This is a genomic window from Streptomyces sp. NPDC059373, assembly GCF_042751495.1.
Lineage (GTDB): Bacteria > Actinomycetota > Actinomycetes > Streptomycetales > Streptomycetaceae > Actinacidiphila.
In genome coordinates, this window is the sequence record NZ_JBHYXC010000007.1 from 79,082 (window position 1) to 99,268 (window position 20,187).

At 68.2% G+C, this 20,187-nt stretch carries 15 protein-coding genes and 2 pseudogenes; 8 read left to right on the plus strand and 9 right to left on the minus strand.

The features are described 5' to 3' along the window. Positions 1-303: 303 nt before the first annotated feature. On the minus strand, positions 304-1,641 hold the full coding sequence (locus ACFXJ5_RS14145; RefSeq protein ID WP_384630629.1) for a PLP-dependent aminotransferase family protein: 1,338 nt from the start codon (positions 1,639-1,641) through the stop codon (positions 304-306). 88 nt (positions 1,642-1,729) lie between these two features. On the opposite strand from ACFXJ5_RS14145, the gene ACFXJ5_RS14150 reads away from it, so the two are divergent. From ACFXJ5_RS14150 to ACFXJ5_RS14165, 4 genes are all read left to right on the plus strand, one after another. Then, complete coding sequence (locus ACFXJ5_RS14150) at positions 1,730-2,353, plus strand: DJ-1/PfpI family protein (RefSeq protein ID WP_384630630.1); 624 nt, start codon at positions 1,730-1,732, stop codon at positions 2,351-2,353. A 184-nt stretch (positions 2,354-2,537) separates the two neighbouring features. Further along, positions 2,538-2,987 (plus strand): cyanase, encoded by a 450-nt coding sequence (gene cynS / locus ACFXJ5_RS14155; protein WP_384630631.1) that lies wholly within the window; start codon positions 2,538-2,540, stop codon positions 2,985-2,987. A 133-nt stretch (positions 2,988-3,120) separates the two neighbouring features. Continuing rightward, the gene (locus tag ACFXJ5_RS14160) at positions 3,121-3,510 is read left to right on the plus strand and encodes a hypothetical protein (protein ID WP_384630632.1); all 390 of its coding nucleotides are present in this window, start codon (positions 3,121-3,123) and stop codon (positions 3,508-3,510) included. A gap of 1,110 nt (positions 3,511-4,620) precedes the next feature. Next, on the plus strand, positions 4,621-5,313 hold the full coding sequence (locus ACFXJ5_RS14165; protein WP_384630633.1) for a BlaI/MecI/CopY family transcriptional regulator: 693 nt from the start codon (positions 4,621-4,623) through the stop codon (positions 5,311-5,313). Between the two features lie 65 nt (positions 5,314-5,378). Here the strand turns inward: ACFXJ5_RS14165 and ACFXJ5_RS14170 are convergent. From ACFXJ5_RS14170 to ACFXJ5_RS14190, 5 genes and pseudogenes are all read right to left on the minus strand, one after another. Continuing rightward, positions 5,379-5,548 (minus strand): annotated as a pseudogene (locus ACFXJ5_RS14170) (cold-shock protein); the annotation flags it as partial. Positions 5,549-5,579: 31 nt separating this feature from the next. After that, positions 5,580-6,359: an SDR family NAD(P)-dependent oxidoreductase gene (locus ACFXJ5_RS14175; RefSeq protein WP_384630634.1), complete on the minus strand. Its 780-nt coding sequence runs from the start codon at positions 6,357-6,359 to the stop codon at positions 5,580-5,582. A 33-nt stretch (positions 6,360-6,392) separates the two neighbouring features. Further along, a complete protein-coding gene (locus ACFXJ5_RS14180) occupies positions 6,393-6,854 on the minus strand; it encodes a hypothetical protein (RefSeq protein ID WP_384630635.1) in 462 nt (153 codons plus the stop codon). Between the two features lie 102 nt (positions 6,855-6,956). Further along, a complete protein-coding gene (locus tag ACFXJ5_RS14185; RefSeq protein WP_384630732.1) occupies positions 6,957-8,126 on the minus strand; it encodes a metallophosphoesterase in 1,170 nt (389 codons plus the stop codon). Between the two features lie 932 nt (positions 8,127-9,058). Then, a complete protein-coding gene (locus ACFXJ5_RS14190; RefSeq protein WP_384630636.1) occupies positions 9,059-9,355 on the minus strand; it encodes a hypothetical protein in 297 nt (98 codons plus the stop codon). A 922-nt stretch (positions 9,356-10,277) separates the two neighbouring features. Here ACFXJ5_RS14190 and ACFXJ5_RS14195 point away from each other — a divergent pair. Beyond that, positions 10,278-10,706 carry a hypothetical protein gene (locus ACFXJ5_RS14195; RefSeq protein WP_384630637.1) on the plus strand — a complete coding sequence of 143 codons (429 nt, stop codon included), beginning with the start codon at positions 10,278-10,280 and terminating at the stop codon, positions 10,704-10,706. A gap of 142 nt (positions 10,707-10,848) precedes the next feature. Here ACFXJ5_RS14195 and ACFXJ5_RS14200 read toward each other — a convergent pair. Next, positions 10,849-11,030 (minus strand): annotated as a pseudogene (locus ACFXJ5_RS14200) (DUF2637 domain-containing protein); the annotation flags it as partial. Positions 11,031-12,040: 1,010 nt separating this feature from the next. Between ACFXJ5_RS14200 and ACFXJ5_RS14205 the strand changes: the two are divergent. Next, positions 12,041-12,976 carry a DUF5996 family protein gene (locus ACFXJ5_RS14205; protein WP_384630638.1) on the plus strand — a complete coding sequence of 312 codons (936 nt, stop codon included), beginning with the start codon at positions 12,041-12,043 and terminating at the stop codon, positions 12,974-12,976. Between the two features lie 833 nt (positions 12,977-13,809). Here ACFXJ5_RS14205 and ACFXJ5_RS14210 read toward each other — a convergent pair. Further along, positions 13,810-14,841 (minus strand): saccharopine dehydrogenase family protein, encoded by a 1,032-nt coding sequence (locus tag ACFXJ5_RS14210; protein WP_384630639.1) that lies wholly within the window; start codon positions 14,839-14,841, stop codon positions 13,810-13,812. Positions 14,842-14,951: 110 nt separating this feature from the next. On the opposite strand from ACFXJ5_RS14210, the gene ACFXJ5_RS14215 reads away from it, so the two are divergent. Together ACFXJ5_RS14215 and ACFXJ5_RS14220 are read left to right on the plus strand one after the other, a co-directional pair. After that, on the plus strand, positions 14,952-15,935 hold the full coding sequence (locus tag ACFXJ5_RS14215; RefSeq protein ID WP_384630640.1) for a helix-turn-helix domain-containing protein: 984 nt from the start codon (positions 14,952-14,954) through the stop codon (positions 15,933-15,935). Positions 15,936-16,281: 346 nt separating this feature from the next. Then, the gene (locus tag ACFXJ5_RS14220) at positions 16,282-16,830 is read left to right on the plus strand and encodes a DUF1062 domain-containing protein (RefSeq protein ID WP_384630641.1); all 549 of its coding nucleotides are present in this window, start codon (positions 16,282-16,284) and stop codon (positions 16,828-16,830) included. 123 nt (positions 16,831-16,953) lie between these two features. Here ACFXJ5_RS14220 and rph read toward each other — a convergent pair whose 3' ends face one another. Next, a complete protein-coding gene (gene rph / locus ACFXJ5_RS14225; protein WP_384630733.1) occupies positions 16,954-19,557 on the minus strand; it encodes a rifamycin-inactivating phosphotransferase in 2,604 nt (867 codons plus the stop codon). Positions 19,558-20,187 lie beyond the last annotated feature (630 nt).

The window sequence follows — 20,187 nt, forward strand, 5'->3', positions numbered from 1 at the left end:
CGGTCGCCCTGGAGGCCACCTTGTGAGGCCGAGGCGCGCGACATTCGATTCGGGCTGCACCGGGCCCTGCGGCGGATCCGCCACGACTTCAGTCGTGCGACGCCGCGCGGCGCGAGCGGACCTGCGAAGAGCGGCACCGCGGCACACGGCTGGTGAACGTCTCGAGCGGTCACCAGCCTGAGAACCGTGATTTCCTCATCAGTCTCGGGTCGCAGGCCGACCGGTTTTCCCCTGGCCTCCGGCGCCGACGATCTTTCGTGCGCTGACGCTGGTGCGGGCAGGAATCGGCTGATCGAGGGGAGTTCAAGCGTAGGCGTCCTCGACGACGACTCGTCGCACTGTACGCAGTGTCGACTGGAGACTGTCCAGATCGGTCGAGCCCAGAGCGAGGCGGATCGCTTGCGGTGTGTGCATCGAGGTGGTGAACGGCTCGGCCGTGGATACCGAGATGTGCTGACGCGCGAGGGTGGCGGTCAGGCGATCGGCGCGTGCGTCGTCGGGCAGCGGCAGCCATGTGAAGTAGGACGAGGGGTGGCTGATGAGTGGCAGACCTGCCAGCTCTTGTCTGGCGAGTGCTTGGCGGGTCTTGGCGTCGTCTCGTTTCTGCGCTTCCAAGTGGTCCACCGTGCCGTCGTCGAGCCAGCGGCAGGCGATCGCGGTGGTGAGAGCCGGGGTGTTCCAGGTAGTCGCCCGAATCGCGCGTTCGAGCGACGGCACCGCAGATGGCGGGGCGACGACGAACCCGACTCGGAGGCCGGTTGCGACGCTCTTGGACAGTCCCGAGACGTAGACGGTGATGTCCGGCGCGGTTGCTGCCAGCGGTGGTGGAGGGTCCTCGACCAGGTAGGCGTAGGAGGCGTCTTCGATGATGAGCGGACCGTGCTGCCGGGCGATCTTGATCAGGCGGGTTCGGTCAGTTGCCGGCATGACCCAGCCCAGCGGGTTGTGCAAGGTGGGCATGGTGTAGATCGCACGCACAGGGCGGGTCGCGCACAGCTTCTCGAGGGCATCAAGATTCGGCCCGTTGGCGGTTGCGGGTATGGGCTCCAGGTCGAGATGAAAGGCATGCGCGAGCACCTTGAAACCCGGGTAGGTGAGTGCGTCGACCGCGACGACGTCGCCGGCGTTGAGCGCGGCCATGACGGTGATGGCCAGGCCGTGCTGCGCACCGTTGACGATGAGGATCCGATCCGCGTCAGTGGTGATTCCTCGACGCCTCAGGTGCCGTGCGATCGAGGCTCTGTCCTGGGGACGCCCTCGATGTGGCTGGTAGCGCAGCAGCGAGTCGAGATCACCAGAGGTGGCCACCTCTCGCAGGGCCTGCCGAAGGAGATCGGCTTGCCCAGGCAGCGACGGATAGTTGAAGTTGAGGTCGACTGCATCCGTGGCGACGACCTGCTGATCGATGCCGTGACCGGCAGGAACCGCGATGTCACGCACGAACGTACCGCGGCCCTGTTCCCGGCTCACCAGACCCATCGCTTCCAGCTCGGCGTACACCCGAGTCGCGGTCACCACGGCGATGCCCTCACGGGCGGCGAGCCCGCGGTGTGTGGGCAGCCGCACGCCCGCGGCGAGCCGCCCGGTCCGGATGTCGGATGCGAGCGCGTCGACCAGCATTTTGTACCGCGGGGCTGCCATACACCGGATTGTACGCATGACAATTCTTTGACTGTCCTGTTCGTGGGTCCCTACCGTCAAGACCCACCCACCCGGAAGGACAACCGCCGTGCACATCGCCATCCTCACCTTCGAGGGCTACAACGAGCTCGACTCCCTGATCGCGCTCGGTGTGCTCAACCGCATCAAGACCGACGGCTGGCGCGTCACCATCGCCACCCCCAGCCCCAAGGTGACGTCGATGAACGGGGTGGTCATCGAACAGATGTCCACCCTCGAGGAGGCGTGCGCCGCTGACGCCGTCATCGTCGGCAGTGGCATCGCCACCCGCGAGGTCGTCGAAGACCCGGCGATCATGAACATCCTGCGCCGCCTGGACCCCTCGCGCCAACTCATCGCGGCACAGTGCTCCGGCGCGCTCGTGCTGGCCAAGCTCGGCCTGCTCAACGACATCCCCGCCTGCACCGACCTGACCACCAAGCCCTGGGTCATCGCCGCCGGCGTCGAAGTACTCAATCAGCCCTTCTACGCCAAGGACAACATCGCCACCGCCGGCGGCTGCCTGGCCTCGCACTACCTCGCCGCCTGGATCATCGCCCGCCTCGAGGGCAACGACGCCGCCGAGAGCGCGCTGCACTATGTCGCCCCGGTCGGCGAGAAGGAGGAATACATCGAGCGCGCCTGGCGCAACATCACCCCCTACCTGCCCGCTCCCACACCGGCGCTCATCTGAACAACCAGTCGCAAGCAGCGACCGACTAGAGCCACGCCCTCCGGCAGCCTGGCCGGTCGTTCGCGGCCCGAACACCTACCGGACTCCTAGGCAGGGAGGTCTCAAAGCGATGAACGACGCGGGGAAAGACGCGGCGCACGGTGGATCCGGCGCGCAGTCGGCGCCAAGCGACCACCGACCATGCATGAACCGCGACGAGATAACGGCTGCGATCGTTTCCAACAGACTGGCCAAGGGCTTCACGTGGCAGCAGCTGGCTGACGCAATTGGCCGGCCGCTGGTGTGGACTACCGCGGCATTGCTCGGGCAACATCCACTCCCACCAGACAGCGCACGTCAGGTCGCTGAGCTGCTTGACCTGCCTGCAGAAGCTGTGCCGGTGCTCGCCGCCGTTCCGTATCGCGGCGGGCTTCCCGCCGTGATACCAACCGATCCGACGATCTACCGCCTCTACGAGGCGCTGCAGGTCTATGGCCCGGCTTTGAAAGAGCTGATCCACGAGCAGTTCGGCGACGGGATCACGAGTGCGATCAACTTCAAGCTGGACATCGGGCGCGCGACCCACGACGGGGCCGAGCATGTCGTCATTACCTTCGACGGGAAGTTTCTGCCCTACAACTGGCCCAGTGACTGAGCCTTTTTCAGCGTGGCCACTGATCGGGTGACGGTGTCGGTGCGCGCAACGCACGAGGCTCCCGTGCCGTTGAGTGAGGTGTTCGATGTCTCAACTCGTTACTCATCGATCCCGGGCAGAACCCTCGCACTCGGTGTCAGCGGTGGAAAACGCCCTCGGCCTCGTCAGAGGCAAGCCGTTCGACGGCCAGGACTACCCGTGGGCGCACTCCGCCCGACACGAGATGCTCTCCCGCATCATCGACATCGCCCACACCCTCGCCGCCTGGCACACCGACGGCGACAGCCCGGACCTGGACGCCGCCCGACACGCGGCGCTGCGCGGCCTGGACATCGATGTGACCGCCGAAGTGCTGTACCGGGACTTGACCACCATCGAATGGGCAGCCGAGAACACCGCCGGCGTACACAAAGCCGTCGCCCCGGTCCAGCAGATCGCCCGCACCTACGACATATCACTCGACACCAACAACCTGGTCCTGTCCCCCGACCGACCCGAACCCGCACACGCCAACCGCGCCTGACCACAGAGGTGCCGGGCCACGACGGGGACGCAGCCCGGCACCCAGAGCGGCAGCCTGGCGCTCGCAGCTGTAGATGCGTCGTGATCGCGTCGCGTTCACCGATCCAAGGCTGTACGCACCCATCGTGGACCGTCTGATCTTGGATCCGGCGGGGCCCAACCAAGGCCGCCCGATCCGGCCGGCTCCGCCGCGACAGAGACCAGTCGGGCACCGCCGGCAACCACCGACCGGCCCGCTTCCGACACGACGCCGGAGGGAAGGTCGGCACCCTGCCCCGACCGCAGACCCAGGTCCGGCGCGTCGACCACCAACTCCGACCACTCCGCGTCAGCCTGCCCCGGCAGCATCCTCCCGGCCTGCCGCCACCGCTGGGCCACCGCCGCATAGATCGGCGGATCCGCCGCGAGAGGAATCGGTTCGCCGTCGTTGCTGCCGGTGATCTTGCGCCGCCTCCCGCTCGGGACCACGGCCTCCTGCGTCATTGTCACGTCCGACCAACGATCCCGCACCCGTCCAGGCAATCCCTCAAGGGCACCTGTCACCCCACCGAGTGCATGCGCGTGCCCGCACCGCCGCCCGCCCTTCCGGCTCGCCCTGTCGAACATCAACCCCCGGCCGGCCGAACTTACGAGCCCCCCATTCACTTTGCGAACCAGTGCTGCTCGGCGGATGCCGGTAGCTGACGTGCTGTTACATGCGAGCGTGCGCCGTTCGGGTGGTGGCGTGTGGGTGGGTGAGGGCGGCGGGGGTGGGGAAAGTGCGGGCGCCGCCGGGGTGGGTGCACAGGCCACGTGATAACCCGTCGGGTGCGGAGAGATGCACGGGTCCCACAAGAGACTGTTGGTGATGTTCGTCGGCGACGGACGGTCATGTCCCTCGGGGGACATGACCCGTTCGCCTGCGTACACGTGTCTGGTGGCTGGGCGCGGGGAACTCATGCCGGACGGACGGCTGGAGCGGGCGCCGTCGTCGAAGCAGCGGGTGATGCCCTGTATCCGGGGTACGAGCGGGACGTCACGTGCCCGGCAGAGTGCATATCGTGCACAACCGCACTACGGGCTCCCCCGAATGAGTAGCATCCGGCAGCAACACCACGTACGAGGAGATCGCATGTCCAACGAGCCGGGAATTACCACCATTCAGCGTCAGTATGCGGAGAAGATCGCGGCCGACCTGGAGAGCAATACGAAGGAGCAGGAGGAGGTCCGTTCGCAGATGGCGGCCCTGCAGGCCCGCCTGGACCGGCTGGAGGCCGATCGCACGTGGCTGTCGGGCGTGCAGGACACGCTGACCGGCGGGGCCGCCGCACCGGAACCGCCGGCCGATTCGCTGGTCGCCGGCAAGGGAGATACCGCGGGGCTAGTGGCTGCGGCCGGAGCTGTTCCGCGGCCGCGGCAGGCGAAGAACGCCACGGTCGTGTCGGGCAAACGCTCGAAGAAGACGGCGCAGGCCCAGCCCGACGGTGCGGCGAAGGCCGCCACGATCGCCAAGCCTGCGAAGAGGGCGCAGCCGGGAGGAAAGAAAGACGGGCCCCCGTTGCGTGTGTTCGTCATGGAGGTCCTCCAGGACTACCGGCCGCGAACGGCAGCTGAGATCGCGGATGACATCACGCAAGCCCACCCTGATCGCACCCCGGACGAAAAGGTAGTGCGCAACACGGTGAACACGCTTATCGCGAAGGGGAACGTGGGCCGCGAGAAGCAGGGAATCAACGTGTACTACACGGCCCTCAAGAAGGAGGACGAGTCCCCGGCAGACGCGTCCGCCGGGGTGCCGGTGGAACCGGTGCCGGTGGACGCCTGACGGCACCGGGAGGCAGTGCCTGTCCCCAGCCGGCCGGGGACAGGCAGCGAGAACTGGCCCAGGTCGGGAGTGATGTTCTCCGCCTGAGGACCCTTCTGCCCCTCCCGCAGCTCACGAAATCCGTTGCCCGCGATGGTGGAGTAGTGGGCGAAGACATCCTGGCCTCCCCCGTCCTGCTCGATGAGGCCGAAGCCCTCTCCGAGTTGAACCACTTGAGGTTCCGCCGGCCATGCACGCCTCCAAAGGGTGACTCCGCGCCGACGGCCTCAGTAGTGGATGGTGCCGCGGGTACCGCCGCTCGCCACGATCGGCTCGCCGTTCAGCGCGACGCTCTTCGGGCTGGCGAGGAAGGTGACCACAGCCGCGACCTCCTGCGCGGTCACCAGACGGCCGATCGACACCGTCGACTCCATCGCGCGCTCCACCTCCTCCACGCTGGCGCCTCGGGCGTCGGCCATAGCGGTGAGCAGCTGCGTCGTCTGCTCGGTACGCGTAGCGCCAGGGTGTACGACCACGACGTTCACGCCTTGAGGGCCGAGTTCGTCCGCGAGGTTCTTGCTCAGTGCGGCCACTGCGACGTTGCGTACGGATCCCACCACCGAACCCGTCTGGCGTGCGGCAAGGCCGGCGATGTTGATGATGCGGCCCCAGCCCTGAGCGGTCATGAGCGGTGCAAAGGCACGTGCCGTGCGTAGATATCCCTGGACCTTGACGTTGATCTCGCCTTCCAACGCGTCCTCGGAGAAACCTCCGGTGTTAGGGGTGGCTGCGGCATTGACGAGAATGTCGACGCCTCCGAGCTGTCGGACGACCTCCTCGGCCATCGCGGCCACGGACTGGTCGTCCCCGGTGTCGGCAGGTACACCGATCACTCGGCGGCCGCTCTCCGCAGCGACCTGCTCGGCAGCCCTCATAAGAGCATCCTTGTCTCGCGCGACAAGTGCCACATCGGCCCCCTCGGCTGCCAACGCCCGGCCGATTGCCAGACCGATCCCTCGGCTCCCGCCAGTGACAACGGCACGCCGACCAGTCAGTTCAAGATCCACCGTGATTCCCTTTCCGTGCTCCCCGCATGCTCCTCAAGCACCTGGCCGCGTCTCCGTGTTCCCGCGGCCGGTCCGCCCGGCTTCGGTCAGTTCGCTCCGCTGGTCGGTGTACGTGGTACGCAGGGCCGGCGCGGGCCTGTCGTCGGGCAGTACGGGGTCGGTGAGCAGATGCCGGACCATGGCCGCGGCGGTGGCGAAGCGATCAGCCGGACCCTCCACCGCTGCGAAGCGGGTGAGGAAAGCGTCGGCCGTTTCGGCCCACGTGTCGAGCGCCCGCACACTCGTGGCCAGAGCGCGCGAGGGCTGCTCGGGCCTGGCGGTGAAGCCCTGGGCGAGTTCTGCGACGTGGCTGGGCCGTGGCCGCAGCAGGTTGGCGGGCCGGAGCCGTACTCCTTCGCGCAGTTCCGCCAGCCGAAGGCCGGACAACTCGGCGCGGAGTTCGGCTCGTTCGGTCGGCTCGCGTCCTGTCGCGGTGACGACGACGATCTCCTTCATCGCCGGTGACACCGTCGAGCAACAGGCGTTCGAGGCGGCTGTACGTGGCGGTGTCTGGCTGCCCCAGCTCCACGTCCGGTGGCTTCCGGTGCGTCCGGGACCTTACGCCGACGACCGCAGTGTGAGGAGAGTGATCTCGCTCGGCGCGAAGATCCGGAACGGCGGTCCCCAGAAGCCGGTACCCCGGCTCGTGTAGAGCTGGGTTCGCTCTCCGTGCCGGCTCAGGCCGTGCACTACCGGCTGATCAATCCGGACGAGAAAGTTGAAGGGCCAGATCTGCCCGCCGTGGGTGTGCCCGGAGACCTGAAGGTCGACCCCGGCGCTCACGGCCTGCCCCACCTGCTTGGGCTGGTGGGCGACGAGCAGGACCGGCAGATCCGGGTCTGCCCCCGCCAACGCGCCTGCCAGGTCGGCGCGGTGGCCGGCCAGCCCGGAGGACGCCGCGGTTCGGTCATCCACACCGGCGAGAACGAGTCTGTCCCCGCCGCGCTCCACGACGACATGACGGTTGTGCAGCGACTCCCAGCCCAGCTGTCCCATGTGGTCGAGCCACCCCTGGGCCTCACCGAAATACTCGTGGTTTCCGGTGACGTACACCTTGGCCAACCGCGATCGCATCGTCCCCAGCGGTGCGGCCTGCCCGCGGCGCTGGGATATCGTGCCATCCGCTATGTCGCCCGCGTGGCAGACGATGTCGGGGTCCAGGGTATTGACGGCGCGGGCAACCCCCGCCGACCATCCCGCCCGGTCAATCGGTCCATAGTGGGTGTCGGCCAGCACGACGACCCGCGTTCCGTCCAGGCCGTGGCCGAGCCTCGGGACGGTGACTTCCACCCGCCTGACCCGGGGCAGGCGCATCGCCTCGGTGAATCCCCAGACAAGGAGCCCAAGAGCGACGGCCGCGACACCAACGGCCACAGCCCTGGCCCCTGCCGGACCGCCGACACCGATAATGATCAGGGCGAGCCGCAGTACACCGCCCAGCACTGACCAGGCGAACAGCACCCAGATCACCCCGAGGACGGTGTCACCGATACGGGCCGCCCAGTCCTGCCGCCTTCGCCCATGCCCCAGAACCATCATCACCGGGAAGGCCAGAAACACGACCGCGAAGAGAACAGTGCCGCCCAGTACGATCGGGAACGGCCAGTCGGTGCCCGAGGACAGCAACACCCACCACGGCAGGTAGAACAGGGACACGAGCACGGCGAGGACAACGAATCCGCCCAGCCATCGGCGCAGAACCCGTACAGCACCCGCGTCCTTCGCCAACCCCGACGGGCCGGCCGGGTCCGCGGTCGCAGACGGGACAGATTCTCCCGCCTCCTGGTCGCCTGGGAGCGGGTATCCCGGCAAAATGTACGATTCCCCGGCCCCGACCGCCCGACCGGCCGGATTCGACGGACGGGACTCACTGTCCGGCACTGTTCCGCACCCCACATCCATTGCCCGACACCGGGCACCGACACCAATGACCCGGCACACCGCTCGCGGCGCACCACTATTCACGAGGCGAACGGTTACATCCTCGCACCCCACCCCTGTGCAGGCGGGGCGGTCCAGCCCCAGGCGCCGACCGCCGCTCCCGCCAAGTGTGTTCCCCACGGTCCCTCGTCGAGCCAGCGAGCGTGGGGGCCGAGCCACTCCCCCGCGCACTGCGTGATCGCCGATATGGCGGACGAACGAATCGCCACCGCGCACAGATTCCTCGTCGCCGGGCGCGTCCGGGTCGCGCAGGGGCCGCAGCCCGCCGGACAGGTCGGGGAGCCGGAACGCGTAGCGGCCGACCATGTTGACGTGGTGGCGCACGGACGGCGAGAAGCGGGCCACACCGGTCCGCGTGCCCCAGATCGACGGCCACTTCCTCAAGGCCGAGACGATCACCGATGAGCACCAGGTGCACGCCGCCCTCAACGACGTACGGACAGTCCCATCCCATCCCATCCGAACTCGGCCTCAGCGAACATGACCTGCCAACCGAGCTCTCCACGGAAGCCGTCGCGGCCCAACGCGTGAAGCGCCGCAAGGAGGGCTACCCACGACAGTCGTTGACCTGCGGTTCTGTCGATCCGCACCAGTGGCGATCCCGTGCCGAGGTCGCAGCATTCCCCGCAGGACAGGCGGTGAGCGGGGTGCCGTGGCACCCCGCTCAACCAGGCCTGTGGGTCATGCCTCAGCCCATCGCGCAACCAGAAGGCCGACGGCTACGGGGTCACCAGGTTGAACACCGGGTAGATCTTCGGCTCCACCTCCGGCGCACCGGCCTCCCGCAGGAGCGGCAGCACGACCTCACTGAACCGTTGGAACGCCTCCTCGGACTCCCAGACGTCGGCGACATACCAGCCATTGGGTGTGGGGGCAGAGGTGTGCGAGATGAGGCCAGGCACAGGCCAGTCCGTGGCGCTCTTGACCAGGCCACGGCCGCGGTTCACCTTGTCGGAGACCTGTTCGTACTGGGCCTGGGTCATACCGGGCTGGTCGAAGATCGCGATGATCGCCATGCTGGGCTCCAATGCGCGCAAGTGTGCAGAGTCACGCCCAGCCGACCATCCCGGTAAGCCGACCGCACCTCCGGGTGCGCCGTACGGATGGACGGCTCGAAGCCGTCCACGCCGGACGAGTGGCAAGGACCCCGCCACCCGCCGGCCAGCCTGTTGGTGAACCCCTCACCGACCACGACGGCCCGGTGGAGGCGGTGGCGACCGCGGTGGTGGACGGCCATGCAATCGCCGTAACCGGCAGCCAGGACGGAGGAGTGCGGGTGTGGGACCTTGGCCACCGGGCGGCCCTCCGGGCGGCAGTTGCTGTTCCCCGGGCCGGTCCGCGCGGTAGCGGTTTTCCCCGGACGGCCGGCTGGTGGTGGGTCCGGCTGAGAGATCGCGGTCCTGATCCCGGAGGCAACCGTGTGAGCCCCGAAGCCAAAGGCCTCAGAGGGATCCAGCAGTCGCCAGGAGCGCACGAGACGCTTCGGCTCACCGAGCGAGCAGTCGCTACTGGCTGTCCCCCGTTGCCATCCACCTTCGCAACCAGGCCACAGCCGACGGGCCGCTGACCGACCTGCCGACACTGAGGCCGTGCGCGAGGACCCAGCGGGTAATGCGTACCGACTCCATATGGGGCTACCGGCGAAATTCGCCGACCTGCGGAAACGTGGCCCGCGTCGGGTGGACTTCCCGGGCCGGGGCGTGAAGGTTCCCGGGTGAACTTCCGTACGTCGGCGTCGTCGGTGTGGGTGGTTCCCGCAGGTTCCCAGATGGGGAACCTGCGGGATGGGCCCCGGACTCCTGCCTCGGACACCAGCCGCAAACCCGATCATCCGACCGCCAGCCTCGGTGGCCCGTCCGGGCGGCAAACTACCCCGGACGGTAGAGTCACCGATGGTGCGGAATTGCGATCATGAAGTCACCATGAACCACTCATTACATGATCAGACACGCGATACGTACGCTCTGCGCCGCCACCCTCGTGGCCGCTCCCCTCGCCCTGACCGCAACGCCTGCACAAGCCCTGACTTCATGTACGGTCAACGGCCGTCCCGTGTCCGGTACGACCGTCACTGGTACTGCCGGCCCCGACTACATCAGCTGCGGCGCCCTCGCCGTGGGCGATAGCGTCAACGGCTTGGGCGGGAGCGACTACATCTCCATCAACGGCATCGTTGCCGGCACCGTCGACGGCGGCGCCGGCGGCGACTCCATCACGGCCAACGCCGGTACCACGGCGACCGGCAGGATCCTCGGCAGCGCCGACGGCGACTTCATCTTCGTCGGCCCGAACGCCGGCACCGTCGACGGCGGACTCGGGTCGGACTTCTGCCGAGTCGCTTCCGGTAACCCCCCCATCAACTGCTGACCAGCAACGGGTTCGTTGGGCCAGCCAACCGCGACGCTCAGAGTGGCCGGCTAGCGTGCCACAAACGCGGCGGCCACCCGGCCCGCTGCCCCCACTCGGCGCATTCCGTCACCTCCGGAGCCGCATTTCGTCGGTTCCCCCTATGCCGGTCGGCGGTGATGTCCGCGACCCGGCCCACCGCGTGCCGCGCCGCCTCGACGCTGACCACGAACAGGACCGGGATGATGGCGTGCATCCCGACGCCCAGCGGGTCCGGCCACGGGCGGCGCCGTTGGAAGCGATGGTGGCGGCGGTCAGTGGCCAGGCCGTCTGCCGCAGCAACGGGCTCCGGGTGCCCTACTCAGGGGGAAACTCCAGCCTTCCCTTGCATCAGCTGGCGAGGCGGTCGCCGACCACGACCTGTCGGCTCCGGCAATGTCCGTCGAACCGCCCTCACCGAACATCACCCATATAATGACAATACGTATCAAAGGTCCTACCGAGGTGAAGAGCTGATTACGTCAGCGGATCCTCCCTCCGTTCGATGACTTCGGCATCGAACGGACCGCCGTCGCTGCCCAGGCCTCCGTTGTGGCCCACTCCACTTTCGACCGTTGAGCCGGCGGCGACGAGCCCAGAACGGGCTGGTGGCGGTGCCGACGCTGCGGATCGCGTCACCGGGTACCCGGTGACGGAAAGCGATGACCGGAGGAGGAGCGAGAGCTCCCTCAGAGGGAGGAATTCACGTGGGTCAGCCACGGATGATCGATGAACACTTCTACCCCTACCCCATGAAACGTGTGGCCGCCACCATGGAGAACGAGGCGCGGTGCACCGCCGCTTGTCACGACTTGGAACGGGCGGGGATCGACCTGTCTGAAGTGGACGTTCTCAGCGGTCCGGAAGGGGCGCGTCTGTTGGACCGGCGTGGCGCCGGCCACGGAGTCCGGGCGCGCTTGCTCCGGCTGTTGCAGCGGGGTGCTTATGAAGGGAACACGCTGAAGGTCCACGGCGCGGCGTTGGACCAGGGCAACTGGGTGGTTTATGTCCCGGTCCGGGGGAAGGGTGCACTCCGCAACGTGGTCGAAGTCCTTCGCACTCACGGAGGGCATGGCATCTTGTACTTCCGTCGGTGGGCAGTGGAAGCAATCCCTGCTTAGTGCTACTTGGTGCCTCTTGGGGATCTGGGCCGAGCCGCGCCGCCGAGCACGCCAGGCAGGGCCGTGACCGGCGTACGAGAATGTGCAGTGGATGGCACCGCGGTATCCGGGACCGGCCCGCTGCTGCGTGGGGCGAAGCCGCACGGCACCTGACGTCCCCTCCCCCTGATCCCGCCGACACCCCGGGAGGCTCCCGTGATCGAACACCTCGCGTGGCCAGCGCTTGTTTATGAGGACCTGGCCCCCATGGTCGACAACGTGAACCGGTTGGTGCAGGTCGCAGGCAAGTACACCCTCAACGAACTGTTCGAACCCGGCTGGGGTGACGTCGTCCTCGACGTCACCCCCCGGGGGCTTATGACGCCGACGTTCCGACAGCACGGCGTGACCTTCACGGTTCACTACCGCCTGCTCGACGGCGACGTGGTCATCGAGACGAACACGGGCTCGCGGACCCTGGCATTGCGTACGGGATCAGTCGCCGCGTTCCATGCGTCGTTCTGCAACGCGGCCGCCGAACTTGGCATGCCCAGACCGGGCAGCACGGTGATCTGCGAAATTCCGGGTGCCCCGTCGGGCCTCGACCGTGATCACGTCGACCGCTCCTGGGATCACGACGCGGCTCAGCTGATCTGGGCAGGGTTCAACCTCGCCGCCGGCGCGCTCGAGACGTGGCAGGCGCCGTACCGGGGACACCGCCCCCGCGTCGGCGTGATGTGGGGCGGCTTCGACCTGTCCGCCACACGATACCGGGGGGTGTCGACCCTGCCGCCGCCTGACCGTCCGGCGTTCGTGCAGCACGGCATGGTCGAGGAGTACGTGTCGGTTGGATTCTCCTTCGGAAGCCCCGAGTCGCCGGACGTCGGGATGTACGCCTATATCTGGCCGCAGCCAGACGGCCTGGACAGTCGGTCCTGGGGTGTCGACGGCGCAGCCTGGCATCCCGACGCCGGCCTCGTTCTTCTGCCGTGGACCGCGGTGCGCGACACAGCAGACCCGCACCAGGCCATTGTGGCCTTCGGCGACGCCGTCTACGACGCTGCCGTCGAGACGGCAGGGTGGCCGCCCGACCTCGTCGGACCACGCTTCGACGGCTGGCACATGAGCAGGACACCGCCCAACCTCGCCTAGATGATCGATTCCAAGGGTTTGGGCCCATAGGCAGGGGGCCTGTCCGGCAAGGCTCTCGGTCATCGCGTGCGACCTCCGGCGAGCGCCGCGGCGTCCGTGTCCGCGGTGTCATCGGCCTGCGCCGAAGCCAACGGGATGGGAGTGAACATGGGAGCCTCTTCGCGTTGGGTCAGCACGGTGGGGCCGTACACCCAGTCGGTGAAGCCGTAGTCGTAGGTGTCCCGAGATGCCAATGTTCACCCCACGCGCGCGCCGTGGTCAGTACCCGCCGGAAGTGCTCGACGTGGACTGCCTCGTAGCGGCCAGGGCGGCGTCCCAGCAAGGCTGTGTGCCGGCAACCCCCGACCGGCCCGCTTCCGACACGACGCCAGAGGGAAGACCGCCACCCTGCCCCGACCGCAGACCCAGGTCCGGCACATCGACCACCAACTCCGACCACTCCGCGTCAACCTGCCCCGGCAGCATCCTCCCGGCCTGCCGCCACCGCAGGCCGCCCCGCTCATGCGCTCGTGGCGAGCTGTACCGGCGAGGACCACAAGGAGTTCGCCCGAGTTCCTCCGCGAGCGCCTTTAATCCCCCACACGACTGCGCCCCTGATGACGCTCGGCAATTTCGACCAGGGCTGCTCTTGTTCCCCGCTTCATGGAGCTGAGAGCGCGTGGCAGGCTTGGCGACCGTCAGGTCGCCGGGCCCTGGTGATCGGTGATGTCAACCGGTGCGCCGGCCGGTCACTGGCTTCGCAGTGAGGCGACGTCGGGATGAGAGGGGATGGCCCGGTTGGGCGGCTTCCAGGGTGGCCGGCAGCCCGGCGTGCGGCGTGGGCGGTCTGCCGGCTACTGGCGCAGTTCAAGGGAAATGTGCGGGGACAGCGCGCGGAGGAAGTCGGGCGCGTCGAAGATCTCGCCGGCGGAGGCGACACCGACCGTGCTGGTCCGTCCCGTGAGGATGCGGTCAACTGCTTCCACCACGAGCGGCGCGGTGACGGCGTAGATGTCCCGGCCCCTCGCCACAGCTCGCCGTTCAGTGTCGCCGGCGCGCACGACGACATCGACGAGGAAGGTCTGCGCGGACCGCCCACGCTCGTCGACCGGGCTCGGCGCCGGTGTGTCCGAGGCCGACAGGTCCTTGGCCGCCACGTCGGTCATGTAGCAGCGCACCTCGGGGACATCGAGGTGGCTGGGCACGGTGACCACGTCAGCCATCGAGAACTCCCCGATGACGGCCCGCGGGCCCATCGGGTCGGGGAACGGCCACGTGAGGGTCGGCGGGGCGTCCTGGTGGTACTCCAACTGCCCCTTCGTGTAGCGGACGCGTCGGCCACCCCGCCGCTCACGGGAGACCGCGCCTGCCTCGCGCGTCCCGGCGGTGGGGTGCCAACTGCTCAGCCCGTACGCGATGTGCGCCTCGTCGGCCGCCGTCCAGTCGCCCATCGCGGCGGTGGTCAGCAGGTCGCCGAGGCCGCCGTAGAAGGCCATCGCGGGGACGATCATCACTCCTGCGGCTCGGGCGCGGTCCGTGAAGTGCGTGAACGTATCGACGTTGGCCTCGATCTCGGCCGCCACGTCCACATACGGGATCCCGGCGCGCAGTGCCGCCTCGATCACGGGGGCGGCCGTCGTGGCGAAAGGCCCGGCGCAATTGATCACAGCCGCCGCACCGGCCAATGCGTGGTCGAGCGAGGCCGGATCGTCGACCGACGCCGGGCGGATGTCCAGTCCGGGCTGGGATTCCGCCAGTACCTTCAGCTTCTCGGCGTCCCGGCCGGAAAGAACCGGGACGAACCCGCGCTCGCGCAGCTGTGCCACTACGAAACGTCCGGTGTGACCGTACGCGCCGAACACCGTCACTGCCTGCCCCGACCCCATGGGTTCTCCTCCGTGCTCACATGATCTGCCGTGATCCGTTACGGACATCCTGTCGAGGGCTGGCGCCCCACGCGAGTGTCCGGAACGCCATGCCCCGTACAATTTCGGACATGGACACTGTCGCGCTGGCCGTCACCGACGGGATGCTGCACTTCGAACTGGCCCTGGCCTGCGAGGTCTTCGGCTCCGCCCCGGCCGCCGTGACGGGCCCCTGGTACGACATCGCCCTCTGCGGACCGGCCGCCGTGCGGGTCGGCCGCTTCCTGCTGGAGCCCGACCACGGCCTCGACCAACTCCCGCGCGCCGACACCGTGATCGTCCCGGGCTGGGCCGACGTCGACCAGGCCCCACCCGCCGACCTGGTCGACGCGGTGCGCGCGGCCCACGATGCCGGCGCACGCGTGGCCTCCCTCTGCACCGGCGCGTTCGTACTGGCCGCCGCCGGCCTGCTGGACGGGAAGCGCGCGACCACGCACTGGGCGCACACCCGGGCGCTGGCCGCCCGATACCCCCAGGTGACGGTCGACCCGGACGTCCTCTACGTGGACAACGGCCGCGTGCTCACCTCCGCCGGCAAAGCCGCCGCCATGGACCTGTGCCTGCACCTGGTCCGCCTCGACCACGGCTCGTCGATCGCCAACACCCTCGCCCGCCACCTGGTCGTGCCGCCGCACCGGGACGGCGGCCAGGCCCAGTTCGTCACCACCCCGGTGCCCGCCCCGGACAACCACCCGCTCGCCGAACTCTTCCCCTGGGTGATCGAACGGCTGGACCATCCGCTGACCGTGGAGGACCTGGCCCGCCAGGCGCGGATGAGCTCGCGCAACCTGGGCCGCCACTTCAGATCGGTGACCGGCACCACCCCACTGCAATGGCTGCTGACCCAGCGGATCCGCCACGCCCAGGAGTTGCTGGAGACCACCGACGACAGCGTCGACACCATCGCGGCCGCAGCCGGCATGGGCACCGCCACGACGCTACGCCGGCACTTCAACCGCACAGTCGGCGTGCCTCCGGACACCTACCGCCGCACCTTCCGCTCACGGACCCGCCCCGGCCCGAACGACAGCGGGCAACACCGCCAACGCCCCTGAGCCATGAGCAGCAGCGCTGCGGCGGCTCACCTGCCGTCAGTCACTATTGCGCCGAACTCGTTGCTCAGGCAGGCTCGCCGAACTTGACCCGGCCCGACACGCTGACCAAGACCACACGACAAGTGGGGAACTCAGCAGAGCGGGTTTGACCTGGCGGTGAGGCGCTCGAAAACCAGTGGAACAGCACCGCTGTGCGCCATTACCGTGCTGCCGAACCAAGTCGTCTGGGCAAGGACGTGCCGTTGTACACCGTGTGAGACCTCCCGAGCGCTGAATCGTCGCGCGTCGCGCATGTGCGCCGCGCTCCTTTTTGCTGCGGACTTCTCACTGAAACCGGTGTACTTCTGTGCTCAACAACTGGGTGGTCGTGCCCACCTGCCTGCCGCTCGTTCTCCGCCGTTGCCACGCGTGCGCGTCCGAGCGCTTCCGGGCAAGCGGTAAGTTTCGCGTCAACGCAAACCACAAGCTCATCGACGCCTGGCTGCTCGCGCTCTGTACCGCTTGCGGGGAAACTGCAAAGCTCACGGTCCTGGAGCGGATGAATGTGCGCTCCGTACGACCTGAGCTGCTGGACCGGCTGCATGACAACGACCCTGGCCTGACAGCTGAGCTGCTCCAGGATCCGGTCGTGCGGCGCCGTAATCGCATCGCCCTCGACTGGGACAACGCCTGGCGCCTCGACACCGGCGGATCGGATCACCTGGACCGCGAGGTGATCGACATCTCGGTCCGCTTTGCGGCGCGGATCCCTGTCCGGCCGGTGCGACTGATCGCTGAAGGTTGCGGTCTTTCGCGGGCCGAGGTCGAGAGACTGATCACGGAGGGGAAACTCGTTTCGGCAGTCCGGCTGAGCGGCAAGCTCTCCGGCGACTTCACCTTCACGCTCAAGCGCTGAGCCCTCCCCGGGACCAGGGGCCTGTCCGGCAAGATCCGCCGGACAGGCCCCTGGTCTCGGTCTTTCACGACGCTTCGCGTTGTTTGGTCGGAAGCTACGGACAGGGTTTCTCGGTGTGGTCGGTCAAGGCAGGATCTCGACGTACCCGTCGGTTCCGTGCACGCGGATCCGCTGCCCGTCCCGGATCAGCCGGGTGGCCTGCTCTACGCCGACGACGGCCGGGAGGCCGTACTCCCGGGCGATCACTGCGCCATGGGTCATCAGGCCGCCCACCTCCGTCACCAGGCCCGCGATTCCGACGAACAGCGGCGACCAGCTGGGGTCCGTGAAGGTCGTGACCAGGATGTCGCCCGCTTCGAGATCCGCCTCCGCCATGTCAAGGATGACGCGGGCCCTCCCCTCGATGGTCCCGGCGGAAACCGGTAGGCCGACCAGGGCGCCGGCCGGCACGTCGTCGCGGCGGTACGCCCCGGTGACGGCCTCACCATCCGATGTGAGCACCCGGGGCGGTGTGAGCGCGTCGTACGACCGGAACGCGTCCTTGCGCCGCTGGATGAGCTGGTCATCCACCTGGTTCGAGCGCACGACGTCGTGCAGTTCCTGGAACGTGAGGTAGAAGATGTCCTCCTTCTCAGGAAGCACGTTGGCCTGCACGAGGCGCTCGGCCTCCTCCAGCAGGGACTGCTTGTAGACGAAGTAGCGGCTGACGATGCCGTACTTCGGGTACTCCCGGTACCCGATGAAGGTTCGGACCTGGTGGATCATCCGCTTGGCATCGTCGGCTTTCTGGTCCCCGTCCGGCAGGGCCCGCAAGCGTGACAGCACGTCCCGTTCCTTCTTCCGCGCCTTCTGCCGCCCTTGCTCGAAGCGCCGCTCTGCGGCGCCCGGCTCGAAGATCCTGACGTTGTCGAGGAGCACGGGCACGAGCGTGGTGGGGCGCTCGCGCCAACGCGGTCTCGTGATGTCGATCTCGCCGACGCAGCGCATGCCGTAGCGGTCGAGGTAGGACTCGATGGCGTCGCGCGCTTCGGTCCCGCCCGCGAGCTTCGCCAGCTCGTCCAGGAAGCCCTCGTCCTCGACGCCCTGCAGGAACGCCACCACCTCCGGATGCGGGCGGATCACGTCCGCGACGTCGAGCAGCGCCAGTCCCATCTCCGACGTGACGTTGTCGGGGGCGGACAGCGTGAGCGTGTCAGCCGGGTTCTTCTCCCCCAGCCACTCCTGCAGCGTGTCGTTGAGCCACCACGTGGCCTCCATCCCCGCCATGATCGCCTGAAGGTTCAGCGGATCACTGAGGACTCGCTTGTGCTCCTCGAAGGCCTCCAGCAGGAAGTCGAACAGCGCCGGTCCGGTCTTCGTCCGGATGTCGCGCTCCAGGGCGGCGATGGACGCCTGGCTGCGCTCGATCAGCTCGGTGACGATGGCCGGATCGGGCTCGATGGGGGCGGACGCGCCCCTGGCCTGCGGCCCGCCGGGACCCGCGTCCGGGAGCGACGGGACGAAACCGTCGCGGTCGAGGACGGTCTCCAGCGCGTCCCTGACCAGCGGATCGCCTCTCCCCATGACGTCCAGGAGGCCGGCACGGCTCGCGGGCGAGGCCAGGCGCCGGGTGACGTCGACGAACAGCCTCCCGCCGGCCTCGTGCATCGGCACCATGGCCGTCAACTGCCACATGGAGAACCCCAGGGGCTTCATGGGGTCGGTCATCATCTGCTGATGACCTACGGAGACGTAGACGTGATTCTCCTGGTCCCCGGTGTCGGGGATGGGGAACAGCGTCGTGATCGGCCGGCTCTGAACGATCTGGAAGCCATCGTCGACCAGGCACCATTCGATGTCCTGGGGGCGGCCGAAGTGCGCTTCGATCCGCCGCCCGAGCTGCACGAGCCGCACGACCTGCGCATCCGTCAGCGCCGGCTCCTCCTGCCGCTGCGAGTCGATCGCCACTTCCTGCGTACCACCAGCGGGCAGGGCGTGAACGGCACGCTGTTTGGCGGCGATCGCCTTGGCGACGACTTCGCCGTGTCGCACCTTGAAGACGTCCGGGTTCACCAGGCCGGAGACCAGGGCCTCGCCGAGGCCGAAGCCGGCGTCCACGGTGGCGACCTTCCGGTTGCCCGTGACGGGGTCGGCCGTGAACAGGATGCCGGCCGCATCCGGGAAGACCATCTGCTGCACGACCACGGCCATGTGGACCGTACGGTGGTCGATGCCGTTCCGCCGGCGGTAGGTCACGGCCCGCTCGGTGAACAGCGAGGCCCAGCACCGGCTGACGTGCTGGAGGATCGCCGCCGGCCCTACGACGTTCAGGTACGTGTCCTGCTGGCCGGCAAAGGAGGCCGTCGGCAGGTCCTCTGCCGTCGCGCTGGATCGGACGGCGTAGGCGAAGGCGACTTGCTCGCCGAGCTGGGCGAGTGCGCGGGTGATCGCCGCCGCGAGATCGCCCGGGATGGCAATCCCTTCGATGGTCCGACGAATCTGCGCGCTGAGCGTGCGGATCGCCTCCCGGTCGTCCGGGTTCAAGCGCGACAACTGATCGAGCCGATCGTCGATCGACGGCGCTTCCGCCATGATCCGCCGGAAGGCGTCCGTCGTCACGCAAAAGCCACCCGGCACGCGGATGCCTTCGATCCGCGACAGCCCGCCCAGGTGCGCGCCCTTACCGCCAACGACCGCGACCTGCATCTCGTCAACCTCACGAAGATCCAACACGTACTGCTCAATCACGGCGATACCTCCGAGGCAGCCGTGCTCCGTTGCACTGCGGTGGCCGATCGAATCACCGGCGCCTCCAACTCTGTCGAACCTCTTGTCGAGCACGTCCTCATCCCTGGTTGCCTTCCCTCTGACGAGTCGGCCGGCCGCTCCGCCCAGTCGGGCGGCGCGCACCCCCGCACCTCCGCGCCGAGCACCCGCAACCGCAACCGCACTGCCGGTCCCACCACTGGTTCGACATCACCGCGTCCCCCATACGTCGACAACACCACACACACGTCGTGCCCCCATTTCCGCAGGTTGTGGCATCGGCCGACGATTCTGCGCCGTGACCCGGGTCTTGCGGCAAGCCCCCCAGCGCGCTATACGTTGAGAGTGGCAAGGAGAGAGCTCTCCTTGCCTTTGCCTTTTGCCGTCCAATGGAACTGACAAGCTTCTCGCGAAGCGGTGGCACGCCGCGTACGGGTACGCGTCGCTGGCCAAGGCGTATGTCCCAGCGGCCTACGGATGCAGCCGCGGAAGAAGTTATTTCCCTTGTCGGCAAGGCCCGAGGGTGAGCAGGCCGGTTTGGGGGGGGGGGGGGGGCGGACCCCCCAACCCACCCCCGGGGGGGGGGTTTTGGATGGGCCGGAGGGCCGCAGA